Consider the following 14,130-nt stretch of genomic DNA (forward strand, 5'->3'; position numbering starts at 1 on the left):
CGGATGCTGACGAGGTTGCGGTCGCTGCTTTCGCTGTGGCTGGCGGTGCTGGTGGCGGGTGCTGCCAGCATGGGAGGCGCGGCGGCGGCGGAGACCGCCCGGGCGGTCCAGGCTGCCGACGGTCCGATCGAACTGCGCCGCGGCACCGTCACGACGTCGGTCGACGGCGTCACCCGCACCGGACCGGTCGAGCTGTCCTACCACTGGGACCGCCAGCACCGCGGCCAGCCGGGCCTTGCGAGCTTCGACCTGCCGTTCACCCTCGCAGCCGCGCCTGAAACGCCCTGGGGCATCTTCATTCCACGCGTCGGCAATGTCTTCGAGGTGCAGTTGAACGGCGCGCTGCTGCAGGTCTACGGCGACCTGGGTGTGGGCAACGATGCCGACTACGCCAAGGCGCCCATCTACGTGCCGGTGCCCGGGCGGCTGCTGAAAGCCGGCGAGAACAACCTGCAGATCCGCCTGCGCGCCGACAGCGCCCGGCGCGCCGGCCTGTCGCGGGTGGTGGTCGGGCCCGCCACGCCGGTGCGCACCGAACTCTTCGAGAGCGCCTATGCCTGGCGCTTCACCGGCTCGGTGCTGCTGACCGCCTTCAGCCTGGTCGTGGGCAGCATCGCGCTGGCGCTCTGGCTGACGCAGGTCGACACCGGCGCCGTGGGGCGGCACCGGCGCGACGGCATCTATTTCTGGGCGGCGCTGGCCGAGTTCTGCTGGGCGATCCGCGTGGCCGACGGCGTGATCGCCGAGCCGCCGCTGCCCTGGGTTCCCTGGGGCGTGCTGATGGCCGCCTGCTATGCGGGCTGGGCGGCCTCGGCCATGATGTTCTGCTACCACCTCGCGGGGTGGGCGCGGAATTCCCGGCTGCAGTGGCTGCGCTGGCCCCTGGCCGCGGTCGTCGCTGGAACCGTGGCGGCGAGCGCGCTGGCGCTGCATCGCGAGCAACCGGTGTGGCTTACCGGCTGGCTCGCCATCGAGATCGTGGTCATCGGCGTCTTCGTGGGCGGTTTCCTGGTGGCGACCGTGCGCCGCCCGAACGCCGAGCAGATGCTGGTGGCCATCGCGGCGCTCGTCACGGTGGCCTTCGGCGTCCGCGACTGGCTGGTGATCCGCCTGAGCGATGCCTACGGCGAGACCACCTGGGTGCGCTATTCGTCGATCTTCTTCGGCATCGCGCTGCTCCTGATCGTGCTGCGGCGCTTTCATGCGGTGAGCACCCAGGCGCGCGGATGGGTCGCCGCGCTCGCCGAGCGCGTGGCGCAGCGCGAGCGCGAACTGGCCCTGACCTATGCCGAGCTCGAGCAAGTGGCCCGCGACCAGGCCCGTACCCACGAGCGCGAGCGCATCCTGCGCGACATGCACGACGGCGTGGGCTCGCACATCAGCTCGGCGATCCGGCAACTGCAATCGGGCCAGACCAGCGACGAAGAGCTGCTGCGCACGCTGCGCGACTCGCTCGACCAGCTCAAGCTGTCGATCGACTCGATCCACCTGCCGCCGGGCGACGTCGGCGCGCTGCTGGCGGCGCTGCGCTACCGGCTGGAACCCCGGCTGGCGGCGGCGGGCATCGAGTTCGAATGGGCGGTGGACGAGATCGGGCCGGTGGAACTGCTCGATGCGCACGCGATGCGGCAGCTGCAGTTCCTGCTGTTCGAGGCCATCTCCAACGTGCTGCAGCACGCCCAGGCCAACGTGCTGCGGATCGAGGCCGACATGCAGGGCGACACGGTGCGGCTGCGGGTGATCGACAACGGCCGGGGCTTCGACGCCTCGCAGGTCCCGCGGGCGCTGTTGGAGCGCGCCGGCGCCATCGGCGCGGTGCTGGCGGTCGAAAGCCGACCCGGGCGCACGGTCGTTCAACTCGGTTTCGGCTGAAACGGGTTTCGGGGCGGGGATAATCCGCCCCCATGTCCGCCGTGTTCAATCAGCCCTCCCTGGCGCGCCGAATCGCGCCCATCTTCCAGGGCTTCGACGGCTTTCTGGCCTTCGCCGTGCTGCTGCTGGCCTTTGCCGGCCTGCTCACCATGTACTCCTCCGGCTACGACCACGGCTCGCGTTTCGTCGACCATGGCCGCAACATGCTGCTGGCGGGCTTCATCATGTTCGTGGTGGCGCAGGTGCCGCCGCAGCGGCTGATGATGTTCGCGGTGCCCCTCTACGCGGCCGGGGTGGCGCTCCTGATCGCGGTGGCGCTCTTCGGCATCACCAAGAAGGGCGCCCAGCGCTGGATCAACATCGGCGTGGTGATCCAGCCGAGCGAAATCCTCAAGATCGCCATGCCGCTGATGCTGGCCTGGTGGTTCCAGCGGCGCGAAGGCCAGTTGCGGCCGCTCGACTTCGTGGTGGCCACGGTGCTGCTGGCGGTGCCGGTCGGGCTCATCATGAAGCAGCCTGACCTGGGCACTTCGCTGCTGGTGCTGGCCGCGGGCATGGCGGTGATCTTCTTCGCGGGCCTCCCCTGGAAGCTGATCGTCCCGCCGGTGGTGATCGGCGCCATCGCGGTGACGCTGATCGTGAGTTTCGAGACAAGGCTGTGCGCCGACGGCGTCGACTGGCGGGTGCTTCACGACTACCAGAAGCAGCGCGTGTGCACGCTGCTCGACCCGAGCAAGGACCCGCTGGGCAAGGGCTTCCACATCATCCAGGGGATGATCGCCATCGGCTCGGGCGGCGTCGGCGGCAAGGGCTTCATGCAGGGCACCCAGACGCACCTCGAATTCATTCCCGAGCGCACCACCGACTTCATCTTTGCCGCCTATTCCGAGGAATTCGGGCTGATGGGCAACCTGGCGCTGATCTCGGCCTTCATCCTCCTGATCTTCCGCGGGCTGGCCATTGCGACCAGTGCGACGACCCTGTTCTCGCGGTTGCTGGCGGGCGCGGTCACGATGATTTTCTTCACCTATGCCTTCGTCAACATGGGAATGGTGAGCGGCATCCTGCCGGTGGTGGGGGTGCCGCTGCCGTTCATCAGCTACGGCGGAACGGCGATGGTGACGCTGGGGCTGGGGCTGGGCATCCTGATGTCGATCGCCCGGGCCAGGAAACAGGCCCAGAACTAGTGCCCTTCGGGGCGGCACGGAAGAGGGCGGCTGCCTAGAATGGCTGCCATGATCTCTCGCGAACCCACCATCGAGCGCCTCGCCACGGCGCAACAACTCCTTCTCACGCCGTTCGGCCTCGACGAATCGCACCTGAGCAAGGCCCTTGCCGAGATCACCTCCCACCGGGTGGACGACGCCGATCTCTACTTCCAGTACACGCGCAGCGAAGGCTGGAGCCTCGAGGAAGGCATCGTCAAGACCGGCAGCTTCAGCATCGACCAGGGCGTCGGCGTGCGCGCGGTCAGCGGCGAGAAAACCGCATTCGCCTATTCGGACGACATTTCCGAAGCATCGCTGCTCGACGCGGCCCGCACGGTCCGCTCGATCTCTTCCGCCGGCCGTACCGGCCGCGTGAAGACGCCGACCCGCAAGATCGCCTCCAGCCGCTCGCTCTACAACGGCGTCGATCCCATCTCCACGCTCGACAGCACGGCCAAGGTCAAGCTGCTCGAGAAGACCGAGAAGCTGGCGCGTTCGCGCGATCCGCGCGTGGCGCAGGTCATGGCGGGCCTGGCGAGCGAATACGACGTGGTGCTGGTGGCGCGCGCCGACGGCACGCTGGCCGCCGACGTGCGTCCGCTGGTGCGCCTGTCGGTCACCGTCATTGCCGAGCAGAACGGCCGGCGCGAAGTCGGCTCCGGCGGTGGCGGCGGCCGATTCGGCCTGGCCTACTTCGACGACGAGAAGATCGCCGAATACGTCGACCAGGCCGTGAAGGCCGCGCTGACCAACCTCGACGCCCGCCCGGCGCCTGCCGGCGAGATGACCGTGGTGCTCGGCTCCGGCTGGCCCGGCATCCTGCTGCACGAAGCCATCGGCCACGGGCTGGAAGGCGACTTCAACCGCAAGGGCTCTAGCGCGTTTTCGGGCCGCATCGGCCAGCGCGTGGCAGCCAAGGGCGTCACGGTGCTCGACGACGGCACGATCGCCGATCGCCGCGGCTCGCTGAATGTCGACGACGAGGGCAACGCCAGCCAGCGCAACGTGCTGATCGAGGACGGCATCCTCAAGGGCTACATCCAGGACTCGATGAACGCCCGCCTCATGAAGGTCAAGCCCACCGGCAACGGCCGCCGCGAGAGCTACGCCCACGTGCCGATGCCGCGCATGACCAACACCTACATGCTCGGCGGCGACAAGGACCCCCAGGAAATCGTGGCCAGCATCAAGAAGGGCCTCTACGCCACCAACTTCGGCGGCGGGCAGGTCGACATCACGAGCGGCAAGTTCGTGTTCTCGGCCAGCGAGGCCTTCTGGGTCGAGAACGGCAAGATCCAGTACCCGGTCAAGGGCGCGACCATCGTGGGCAACGGCCCCGATGCGCTCACCCGCGTGACCATGATCGGCAACGACATGAAGCTCGATTCGGGCGTGGGCACCTGCGGCAAGGAAGGCCAGAGCGTGCCCGTGGGCGTCGGCCAGCCGACCCTCCGGATCGACGGGTTGACCGTGGGCGGAACGGCCTGAAGCCTTGTTAAGCTGCGCTCCTTCACAAACAAGGAAGGAGCCTTCGATGAGGAACAGGATCAATTCTTCTGCTGCGCTGTGGGCCGCAACTGCCGTTGTTGTATTGGCAAGCGCCGGCTGCGCATCGCGTGGCGGCTCCAGCGCCAGCCAGCCTGCGGCGGCGCCTGCCCCCGCACCTGCGGCACCGGCCCGCACCGGTTCCGGCGCCGGCATGGACGGCCGCGGCAACGTGACCGACTCCTCCAAGGTCGAAGCCGGCAGCGGCCGCACGGTCAAGGGCCTGAACGGCTACGAAGGCGAGATCACCGGCAACCCGGCGCGCAACAGCAAGTTCACCCGCCTGCAGATCGGCATGAGCGCCAAGCAGGTCACCGACCTCGCCGGCCCGCCGACCGACCAGGGTGCGTACGTGACGGGCAAGGCCTTCATCCCGTTCTATTTCGGCAGCGATCGCCATCGTTTCGAGATGACATACAAGGGGCAGGGACGGCTGATCTTCGCGGGCGGCGGCATGGGTGAATACACCGGCGGCAACCTGATCTGGATCATTCACAACGCCAACGAATCGGGCTACCGGTAAACCATCCCTTGGGCCCGGCCGCTTGACCGGGTCTATGTTTTCCGTGCTACATTCCGCCCCTATGTCCGCCCTCCGCGCTTATTTCTTTGCCTACTTTTGGTTCCCGGTTTCCGGCGGACGAGAGGCGAGCGCGTAAAGCAAACGAACACCTCCCAAAACCGCCGGCGCCGCAAGCCCCGGCGGTTTTTTTATGCCCTGACGATATTCACTCCAACAAGGAAAAGCACCATGAGCACGAACACTGCCCCGGCCAGCGACAGCTGGTATGCGAGCGTCGAAAAAACCAGCAAGACCGACGACGAACGCATCAAGGACATCAACGTGCTGCCCCCTCCTGAACATCTGATCCGCTTTTTCCCGATCCGCGGCACGCCGGTCGAAACGCTGATCGAGGGCACCCGCCGCAACATCCACAACATCATGGGCGGCAAGGACGACCGGCTGCTGGTGGTGATGGGCCCCTGCTCCATCCACGACCCCGCCGCGGCGCTCGAGTACGCCCGCCGCCTGAAGGTGGAGCGCGAAAAGTACGCCGGCACCCTCGAGATCGTCATGCGCGTGTACTTCGAGAAGCCGCGCACCACAGTCGGCTGGAAGGGCCTGATCAACGACCCGTACCTGGACGAGAGCTTCCGCATCGACGAAGGCCTGCGCATCGCACGTCAGCTCCTGATCGACATCAACCGCATCGGCCTGCCGGCGGGCAGCGAGTTCCTCGACGTGATCTCGCCCCAGTACATCGGCGACCTGATCGCCTGGGGCGCCATCGGTGCGCGCACCACCGAAAGCCAGGTGCACCGCGAGCTGGCCTCGGGCCTCTCGGCCCCCATCGGCTTCAAGAACGGCACCGACGGCAACATCCGCATCGCCACGGATGCGATCCAGGCGGCGGCCCGCGGCCATCACTTTCTCTCGGTGCACAAGAACGGCCAGGTCGCGATCGTGCAGACCAACGGCAACCGCGACTGCCATGTGATCCTGCGCGGCGGCAAGGCGCCGAACTACGACGCCGCCAGCGTCGAAGCCGCCTGCAAGGACCTCGAAGCCGCCAAGCTGCCGCCCACGCTGATGGTCGACTGCAGCCATGCCAACAGCTCCAAGCAGCACCAGAAGCAGATCGACGTGGCCAAGGACATCGCCAGCCAGATTGCCGGCGGCTCGAACCGCGTGTTCGGCGTGATGGTCGAGAGCCACCTGCAGGCCGGCGCCCAGAAGTTCACGCCGGGCAAGGACCAGCTCTCGGGCCTCGAATACGGCAAGAGCATCACCGACGCGTGCATCGGCTGGGACGATTCAGTGCAGGTGCTCGAGACGCTGTCGCAGGCCGTCAAGGCCCGCCGCGGCTGAGCAAGGTTCAGAGCATTCCGGCCAGGTCGGGCCAGTGGTGCCGCATCGACGCCGCCTCGTCGCTGTCGGGCGGCACCATCGAGAAGTCGGCAAAGTCGAAGCCCGGGCCGACCATGCAGGCGACCAGCGTGTAGTCGCCCGACGAATGGCCCTGGATCGGGCGGGCGGCCTGCCACTGGCCAGCTGGCACCACGTGCTGGGGGCGCGTGCCGTGCGCATCGACCGGGCCCAGCCGTACATGGGCCGGCGCCGTGCGCATCGCGGCATCGCAAGTCCAGAGCGCCAGCGGCACGCCTTCGAGGTGCACCCAGACTTCGTCGGACAGCACCCGGTGCCAGCGCGAATGCTGGCCCGCCTCGAGCATGAAGTAGATGCTGGTGAGCGCGCTGCGGGGCGCCCGGCCGTCGGTCGGCGTGACGCTGGCCGGCGAACGGAACACCTCGCTGTACCAGCCGCCCTCGGGATGAGGCTGCAGCTTCAGGCTGTCGATCAGTTCCCGGGCGCGCATGGCGGTCATGATGCGGTAGCCGTGCGGAGCGCCGCAAGCAGTTTGTCGTGCACGCCGCCGAAGCCGCCGTTGCTCATGCAGACGATGTGATCGCCCGGCCGGGACGCCGCGACGATCTGCGCGACCAGCGGCTCGACGGCTCCAGCGACCTGTGCGCGGTTGCCCATCGGCGCCAGGGCCGCGGCGGCATCCCAGTCGAGTCCGGCCGTGTGGCAGAAAGAGAGGTCGGCCGACTCCAGGCTCCAGGGCAGCTGGGCAGCCATGACGCCCAGCTTCATCGTGTTGCTGCGCGGCTCGAAGACAGCGAGGATGCGCTCACTTTGCTTGCCGGCCTCGTCGAGCTTCTTGCGCAGGCCGTCGAGCGTGGTGCGGATGGCGGTGGGGTGATGTGCGAAGTCGTCGTAGACGGTGATCGCGCCCACCGTGCCGCGCAATTCCATCCGCCGCCGCACGTTGCGGAAACTGCCGAGCGCGCGCGCCGCATCGGCCGGCGCAACGCCGACGTGGTCGGCGGCGGCGATCGCGGCCAGCGCATTCATCTGGTTGTGCAGGCCCGAGAGTTCCCACTCGACCCGGCCCACCAGCTCTCCCTGCCGCAGCACGTCGAAGGCGTCGTGCGAACCGCGGGCTTCCCATTCGCCACCTGCGCCGAATCGCGCGAGTTCGCTCCAGCAACCCTGGGCCAGCACGCGCTGCAGGCTTTCCTCCGTGGAATTCACCACCAGTCGCCCGGTGCCGGGCACGGTGCGCACGAGGTGATGGAACTGGCGTTCGATGGCGGCGAGGTCATCGAAGATGTCCGCGTGGTCGAATTCGAGGTTGTTGAGCACGGCGGTGCGCGGCCGGTAGTGCACGAACTTGCTGCGCTTGTCGAAGAAGGCGGTGTCGTATTCGTCGGCCTCGATGACGAAGGCGGCGCCGTCGCCCAGGCGGGCCGACACCCCGAAGTCCAGCGGCACGCCGCCCACCAGGAAGCCCGGCGCCTTGCCGCCCTGCTCGAGCGCCCAGGCCAGCATCGACGTGGTCGTCGTCTTGCCGTGCGTGCCGGCCACGGCCAGCACATGGCGGCCCAGCAGCACGTGTTCGGCCAGCCACTGCGGGCCGCTGGTGTAGGGCTTGCCGGCGTCGAGGATGGCCTCCATCAGCGGGAACTTGGGGCTGCCGTCGGGCAGGCGCGCCCTCGAAACCACGTTGCCGACCACGAACATGTCGGGTGCGATGGCGAGTTGATCGGCGCCGAAACCCTCGATCAGGTCGATGCCGAGGGAGCGCAGCTGGTCGCTCATCGGCGGGTACACGCCGGCATCGCAGCCCGTGACCCGGTGGCCCGCTTCGCGCGCCAGGGCGGCCACGCCGCCCATGAACGTGCCGCAGATACCCAGAATATGAATGTGCATCGGGCGATTCTAGGGAGGCGGAACAGGGAGCTCTCCCCTCAGGCGCGGTCTTCGCCCCGAGCTTCGTGTTGATTTCGTGTGCATGACGCCTACTGCGGGCAAAATGCCCCGATGGACACGTCCAAGCGCGAAATCGCCGCCACCGCAGCCCGCCTTGTGGTCGAGGAAGGGCTGGAATACGGCCCCGCCAAACGCCGGGCCGTGCGTGACCTGGGCCTGCCGGCACGCACTTCGCTGCCGAACAACGACGAAGTCGAGGCCGAGGTGCGCGACTACATTGCGCTTTTCTGCGCCGACACCCAGCCGCAGGAACTGCATGCGCTGCGCCTGCTGGCGCTGGAATGGATGGAGCGCATGGCCGCCTTCCGCCCGCATATCGGCGGCGCCGTGTGGCACGGCACGGCCACACGGCTGTCGGACATCTACATACAGATGTTCTGCGATGATTCCAAGTCCGCCGAGATCGCCCTGATCGACCACCACGTGGACTACGAGCCGCGCATGGTCACCGGCTTTCATGGCGAGCAGGTCGAGGCCTTGAGCGTGCATGCCCACAGCCGCGCGCTCGGCGAGGAAATCGGCGTGCATCTGCTGGTCTACGACCTCGACGACCTGCGCGGCGCCCTGAAGCCCGATGCCCAGGGCCGAACGCCGCGCGGCGACCTGCCCGCGTTGCGCCGACTGATTGAAAGAGAAAAGGACAAGTGAATGACTTCTTCGCCGACACGACGCGGCATGCTCTATGGCGGCGTGGCGGCGGTGGCCGCCGCTGCCGGGGCGGGTGGCGCCTGGTGGCGGGAACACAGCGCCGGCGGCAATGTGGCGGGTGGCGAGCAACTGGACGCGACCTTCTGGGCCCAGAAATTCGAACGTCCGGAGGGTGGTGACCTCGTCCTGTCGAGCCTGCGCGGCAAGCCGCTGCTGCTCAACTTCTGGGCCACCTGGTGCCCGCCGTGCGTTGAAGAAATGCCGATGATCGATGCCTTTTTTCGACAAAATGGCGCCAATGGCTGGCAAGTGGTTGGATTGGCCATCGATCAGCCCAGCGCGGTGCGCAAATTCCTTCAGCGCACCCCGGTCACCTATCCGACGGGGCTGGCGGGCCTGCAAGGCACGGAACTGGTCAAGAACCTCGGCAATACCGGCGGCGGATTGCCGTTCACCTTGGTCCTCAACGGTAACGGCTCTGTTGCAGCTCGTAAAATGGGCAAGCTGGAAACCGCCGATTTTGAGACTTGGCGGCGTGAACTTGTTCATGGTTAGAATCGGCCGCCCAAACTGGCGTTAGCCACCAAACGCTGAAAATCGCCGATTTTCAGCCAAGTTATATCCGAATGACCGGCAAAGCCGGCACTGGAGTCCCATGGATCTGCGCAAACTCAAGACACTGATCGACTTGGTGTCCGAATCGAATATTTCCGAACTGGAAATCACCGAAACCGAAGGCAAGGTTCGCATCGTCAAGGGTGGCGGCGCCGCCCCCGTGCAATATGTGCAAACCCTGGCAGCGCCTCCCGCTGCAGCACCCGCTGCCGGCGCTCCCGCTGGAACGGCCGCAGCCAGCGCGCCCGCAGTCGAAGCTGCACCGGCCGGCCACGCCGTCAAGTCGCCGATGGTGGGTACGTTCTACCGCTCGTCCAGCCCGGGCGCCGCCGCCTTCGTCGAAATCGGCAGCAAGGTGAACGAGGGCGACACGATCTGCATCATCGAAGCGATGAAGATCCTCAACGAAATCGAAGCCGACAAGTCCGGCACGATCACTCAGATCCTCGGCGAAAACGGGCAGGCGGTCGAATACGGCCAGCCGCTGTTCATCATCGAGTGACCATGTTCAAGAAGATTCTGGTTGCGAACCGGGGGGCTCGCGCCCCGGCGCGGACGGGCGCAGACCGTCAAATTGCCCTGGCACGCGCAGCGTGCGGGCGATGCAGCCGCGAGGGCGCATATGTTTAAAAAGATCCTGGTCGCCAATCGCGGCGAAATCGCCCTCCGGATTCAGCGCGCCTGCAGCGAGATGGGCATCAAGGCCGTGATGGTCTATTCCGAAGCCGATCGCGACGCCAAGTACGTCAAGCTGGCGCAGGAAGCCGTGTGCATCGGCCCGGCCCCGTCGGCGCTGAGCTATCTCAACATGCCGGCGATCATTTCGGCAGCCGAAGTGACGGATGCCGAAGCCATCCACCCCGGCTACGGTTTCCTGAGCGAAAACGCCAACTTCGCCGAACGCGTGGAGCAGAGCGGTTTCCAGTTCATCGGCCCGACGCCGGACAACATCCGCACGATGGGCGACAAGGTCTCGGCCAAGCAGGCCATGATCAAGGCGGGCGTGCCCTGCGTGCCCGGCTCCGAGGGTGAGCTCTCGGACGACGCCGCCACCAACAAGCGCATTGCCCGTGCGATCGGCTACCCGGTCATCATCAAGGCGGCGGGCGGCGGCGGTGGCCGCGGCATGCGCGTGGTGCACACCGAGGCGGCGCTGATCAACGCGATCCAGATGACCAAGGCGGAGGCCGGCGCGGCCTTCAGCAATCCGGCCGTGTATATGGAGAAGTTTCTCCAGAACCCGCGCCACATCGAGATCCAGATCCTCGCCGACAAGCACAAGAACGCGGTCTACCTGGGCGAGCGCGACTGCTCCATGCAGCGCCGCCACCAGAAGGTGATCGAGGAATCGCCGGCCCCCGGCATTCCGCGCAAGTTGATCGAGAAGATCGGCGAGCGCTGCGCCGCGGCCTGCAAGAAGATCGGCTACCGCGGTGCCGGCACCTTCGAGTTCCTTTACGAGAACGGCGAGTTCTACTTCATCGAGATGAACACGCGCGTGCAGGTGGAGCACCCGGTGACGGAGTTCACCACCGGCATCGACATCGTGAAGACGCAGATCATGGTGGCGGCCGGCGAGAAGCTGCCGTTCACCCAGCGCCAGATCGAGATGCGCGGCCATGCCATCGAGGTGCGCATCAATGCCGAGGACGCGTGGAAGTTCACGCCGTCGCCGGGCCGCATCACCATGTGGCACCCGCCGGGCGGCCCTGGCGTGCGCGTGGATTCGCATGCGTACACCAACTACTTCGTGCCCCCGAACTACGACTCGATGATCGGCAAGATCATCGTGTACGGCGACACGCGCGAGCAGGCCATGGCCCGCATGCGCACGGCGCTGAACGAGACCGTGATCGAAGGCATCCAGACCAACATCCCGCTGCACCGCGAGCTGATGGTCGATGCCAAGTTCATGAGCGGCGGCACGAACATCCACTATCTTGAAGAGTGGCTCGCAGCGCACAAGCGCTGACCCACGAGACGACGCCATGTTCGAACTTCGCCTGATGGCACCGGAAGACCGGGTCGAAATGCTCAGCGATGCGCTCGACGCACTCGATGCGCTGAGCGTGTCGGTCGAGGACGCCGACGCGCAGACCGACGCCGAGCAGGCGCTGTTCGGCGAGCCCGGCATGCCCCCGCCCAAGGAGGGCTGGCAGCGCTCGCGCGTGATCGCGCTGTTCGCCGACGAGGCGCTCGCGAACGAGGCTGCGTCGGTGCTCGCGCTGCAGGATTTCTTCGAAGGCTGCGCAGTGCTCGGCGTGGCGAATGTGCCCGAGCAGGACTGGGTGCGGCTCACGCAATCGCAGTTCGCGCCGGTGGAGATCACGCCCGAATTCTGGATCGTACCGACCTGGCATGAACCGCCCGCGCAGGCGAAGCAGGTGATCCGGCTCGATCCGGGCCTGGCGTTCGGCACCGGCACGCATCCCACCACGCGCATGTGCCTGCGCTGGATCGCGAAGCAGGGCGAGGGCGCTTTTGCCAAGCAGCGCGTGCTCGACTACGGCTGCGGTTCCGGCATCCTCGCGATCGGCGCGGCGAAGTTCGGCGCACCCCACATCGATGCCGTCGACATCGACGAAGCCGCGGTCTCGTCGACCCGGCTCAATGCCGAAGCCAATGGCGTCAGCCTGAATGCCGGCCTGCCGGAAGTGGCCAAGGGCACGTACGACACCGTGCTCGCGAACATTCTGGCCACGCCGCTCAAGGTGCTCGCACCGCTGCTGCACAGCCATGTGGCACCCGACGGATCGCTGGTGATGGCCGGCATCCTCGAGCGCCAGGCCGATGAGCTGAAGGAGGCCTACGCGCCTTATGCGACCCTCGAGGTCAGCGACAGCGAGGATGGCTGGATCCTGATGACGGCACGCTGCTGACGCAGCGCGGCCGGGATTCCGCGCCGCCGCGCACCGCTCGCGCTGTTCGTGCGACAGGGGCCCAACCCTACAATCGCCCGGTCATGAGCCTCGTCACGCGTTGCCCCGCCTGCACCACCACCTTCAAGGTGGTGCGCGATCAACTTCGCATCTCGGATGGATGGGTGCGCTGCGGCCGCTGCAGCCATGTCTTCGATGCGACGCTCGACCTGCATGAATCCTCTGATGGCGCGTCGGCCGTTGTGCCTGCAACGCCGCCAGCCGCGGGCTACTCGCCTTCGCTGGTCGAGCCTTCCTCCGAAGCTCGCACCGAGCCGCCATCTGCGCCGGCGAAGCCTTCCCAGTCTCCTGAAGACGCCGACTTCTTCGACGACGAGCCTGAGGATCATGGGCCAGCCGAAGTGGCGCCTCCGCCGGCGCCGGCAGAGACCGCGCCCATGGAGGTCACCGCCGCGCCACCTCCTTCGCCAACGCCGCCCGCACCACCGCCGCAGCCGTCGTCCTTCTCGCTGCCTGCGCACGGCATCGTCGCGGACGAGCCTTGGTCCGACCTGGATGTCAGCGAGCCTCCGTGGCGGCCGCCAGCGAGCTCGCTGCCGCCGTTCCCGAACATCGACCTGAATCTCGCGGCACCACCGCCATCGCCGCCTCCGCCAGCACCGCCACTGCCTGTGCCGCGCGCCAATGCGCACGGCCTGATCGAGCCGACCCTCGACGATGACGCGGAGGAGGCAGAGGAAAAAGAGAAGGACCACGACCAGATCCAGATGCAGAAGGCGCTGCGCCGGGCGCGCGTCAAGTCGGCCAAGATCGCCATCGCCAACAAGTCGCGCGAAGCCAGGGCTGCGGCCAAGGCGGCAGCAGCGTCGTCGGTGGTGCGGCAGGCGAGCGAACCGGAAGAGTCCGCCTCGCTGCCGCCGATGTTCGCGGAGCGCGAGGAAGACCACCGTTTTTCCGATGACCAGGCGCACGACGACCATGCGCCCGGCTTCTGGCAGCGCAAGGGCGTGCGGCTGCTGTTGTCCGTGCTGGCGGTGCTCGCCGTTCTTTTGCTCATCGTGCAGATCGTTCGCCACGAGCGCGACGGGATCGCCGCACGCCAGCCGGGCCTGCGCCCCGCCCTGGCGACGCTGTGCCAGTACACCGGCTGCGAGCTCTCGGCCCTGCGCCAGATCGGCGACATCCTGATCGAGGGCGCCGCCTTTGCGCGCGAGAAGAGCGGCGGCAACGACTACCGGCTCAGCTTCACCCTGCGCAATGGTGCAACGGTGCCGCTCGCGATGCCGGCCGTCGAGCTGTCGCTGCTCGACACGCAGGAACGCGCGGTGGTGCGGCGCGTGTTGATGCCTGCGGACTACGGGGCGCCGTCGGTACTTGCGGCGCGTGCCGATCGCGCGGCTTCGTTGCCGCTGACGCTGTCGCCGACCGAGGCCGCTGCGCTGCCGCCGATCGCCGGCTACCGCGTGGAAGCCTTCTATCCCTAGCCGGACGCTTGCACACGAGCGTCCTTCCTTCGTCCATCTTCATT

13 protein-coding genes are annotated in these 14,130 nt (G+C 67.2%); 11 read left to right on the plus strand and 2 right to left on the minus strand.

Annotation, left to right across the window (positions count from 1 at the left end):
* Window positions 1-3 precede the first annotated feature (3 nt).
* The 5 genes from M2282_RS14345 (at window position 4) to M2282_RS14365 (ending at window position 6,495) form a co-directional block, all read left to right on the plus strand.
* A complete protein-coding gene (locus M2282_RS14345; protein WP_280809440.1) occupies window positions 4-1,872 on the plus strand; it encodes a sensor histidine kinase in 1,869 nt (622 codons plus the stop codon).
* 32 nt (window positions 1,873-1,904) lie between these two features.
* Window positions 1,905-3,059, plus strand: coding sequence for a rod shape-determining protein RodA (gene rodA, locus M2282_RS14350; RefSeq protein ID WP_280809441.1), 1,155 nt, complete (start codon window positions 1,905-1,907; stop codon window positions 3,057-3,059).
* A 48-nt stretch (window positions 3,060-3,107) separates the two neighbouring features.
* Complete coding sequence (gene tldD, locus M2282_RS14355) at window positions 3,108-4,568, plus strand: metalloprotease TldD (protein ID WP_280809443.1); 1,461 nt, start codon at window positions 3,108-3,110, stop codon at window positions 4,566-4,568.
* A gap of 46 nt (window positions 4,569-4,614) precedes the next feature.
* The gene (locus M2282_RS14360) at window positions 4,615-5,148 is read left to right on the plus strand and encodes a hypothetical protein (RefSeq protein ID WP_280809444.1); all 534 of its coding nucleotides are present in this window, start codon (window positions 4,615-4,617) and stop codon (window positions 5,146-5,148) included.
* Window positions 5,149-5,376: 228 nt separating this feature from the next.
* A complete protein-coding gene (locus M2282_RS14365) occupies window positions 5,377-6,495 on the plus strand; it encodes a 3-deoxy-7-phosphoheptulonate synthase (RefSeq protein WP_280809445.1) in 1,119 nt (372 codons plus the stop codon).
* Between the two features lie 7 nt (window positions 6,496-6,502).
* On the opposite strand, the gene M2282_RS14370 is transcribed toward M2282_RS14365, so the two are convergent.
* Together M2282_RS14370 and mpl are read right to left on the minus strand one after the other, a co-directional pair.
* The gene (locus tag M2282_RS14370) at window positions 6,503-7,012 is read right to left on the minus strand and encodes a cupin domain-containing protein (RefSeq protein WP_280809446.1); all 510 of its coding nucleotides are present in this window, start codon (window positions 7,010-7,012) and stop codon (window positions 6,503-6,505) included.
* A complete protein-coding gene (gene mpl, locus M2282_RS14375) occupies window positions 7,009-8,400 on the minus strand; it encodes a UDP-N-acetylmuramate:L-alanyl-gamma-D-glutamyl-meso-diaminopimelate ligase (protein WP_280809447.1) in 1,392 nt (463 codons plus the stop codon). Before mpl ends, M2282_RS14370 begins: the two co-directional genes overlap by 4 nt.
* 111 nt (window positions 8,401-8,511) lie before the next feature.
* On the opposite strand from mpl, the gene M2282_RS14380 reads away from it, so the two are divergent.
* The 6 genes from M2282_RS14380 to M2282_RS14405 all read left to right on the plus strand — a co-directional run bounded on the left by M2282_RS14380 (window position 8,512) and on the right by M2282_RS14405 (window position 14,086).
* On the plus strand, window positions 8,512-9,108 hold the full coding sequence (locus tag M2282_RS14380) for a hypothetical protein (RefSeq protein WP_280809448.1): 597 nt from the start codon (window positions 8,512-8,514) through the stop codon (window positions 9,106-9,108).
* Complete coding sequence (locus M2282_RS14385; RefSeq protein ID WP_280809449.1) at window positions 9,109-9,663, plus strand: TlpA family protein disulfide reductase; 555 nt, start codon at window positions 9,109-9,111, stop codon at window positions 9,661-9,663.
* Between the two features lie 100 nt (window positions 9,664-9,763).
* The gene (accB, locus tag M2282_RS14390; RefSeq protein WP_280809450.1) at window positions 9,764-10,225 is read left to right on the plus strand and encodes an acetyl-CoA carboxylase biotin carboxyl carrier protein; all 462 of its coding nucleotides are present in this window, start codon (window positions 9,764-9,766) and stop codon (window positions 10,223-10,225) included.
* A gap of 120 nt (window positions 10,226-10,345) precedes the next feature.
* Window positions 10,346-11,695, plus strand: coding sequence for an acetyl-CoA carboxylase biotin carboxylase subunit (gene accC / locus M2282_RS14395; protein WP_280809451.1), 1,350 nt, complete (start codon window positions 10,346-10,348; stop codon window positions 11,693-11,695).
* A gap of 16 nt (window positions 11,696-11,711) precedes the next feature.
* Window positions 11,712-12,602 (plus strand): 50S ribosomal protein L11 methyltransferase, encoded by an 891-nt coding sequence (gene prmA / locus M2282_RS14400; RefSeq protein WP_280809452.1) that lies wholly within the window; start codon window positions 11,712-11,714, stop codon window positions 12,600-12,602.
* A gap of 83 nt (window positions 12,603-12,685) precedes the next feature.
* Entirely contained in the window at window positions 12,686-14,086 is a 1,401-nt protein-coding gene (locus tag M2282_RS14405; RefSeq protein ID WP_280809453.1) for a zinc-ribbon and DUF3426 domain-containing protein, read from the plus strand.
* The last annotated feature ends 44 nt before the right edge of the window (window positions 14,087-14,130 follow it).

Origin of the sequence: Variovorax boronicumulans (assembly GCF_029892485.1) — a bacterium.
In the GTDB taxonomy this organism is placed as follows: Bacteria; Pseudomonadota; Gammaproteobacteria; order Burkholderiales; family Burkholderiaceae_C; genus Variovorax; species Variovorax boronicumulans_B.